This window comes from Paenibacillus sp. CH40 (genome assembly GCF_024213605.1).
Lineage (GTDB): Bacteria > Bacillota > Bacilli > Paenibacillales > Paenibacillaceae > Paenibacillus > Paenibacillus polymyxa_B.
Genome location: NZ_JANAVQ010000035.1, coordinates 1 through 484, shown reverse-complemented (window position 1 = coordinate 484; position 484 = coordinate 1). Strand labels below are relative to the sequence as shown.

Genomic DNA, 484 nt, shown 5'->3' with positions numbered 1-484 from the left:
TCTGCCGGACGACCGGATACCACACCACCAAACACAACATCCTGATTATTATTGTATTGCTGTAAAATAACGCCCCAAACGCTTTGCAGCAGTGTGTTAATCGTGACATGTTGTTGCTTGGCCATTTGGTTTAATGCCGCAGTCCGTTCTTTACCCAACCTAAAGGGCAGCTTTTCCGAAACATAGCCGGCATTTGAACTTCCACCACTTCTGTCCGGTTCTTCATCCCGTGCGACGACAGAAGCTTGTGCGTTCTCCCCAGGCAACAAGGTTTGCTGCTCAAAACCTGCCACATAGTCACTCCAATAACGGGTCGCTTCCTGTGCATCCTGATGTTCCAACCATTCGATATAGTCACTATACGGCTTGACAGGTGCCAGCTCTGGCTGCTTGTGCTCCAGCAAGGAAACATATGCCCCAAACACTTCGTCCGTCATCAGGGACAGGCACCATCCGTCCATCACAATATGATGGAAGCTCCATA

General features: G+C 49.6%; 1 protein-coding gene. It reads right to left on the bottom strand.

Features of this window, described 5'->3' with window-relative positions:
• Positions 1 to 484 (bottom strand): condensation domain-containing protein (locus NLX73_RS24855; protein WP_254327612.1); only part of this gene is annotated, 484 nt, incomplete at both ends.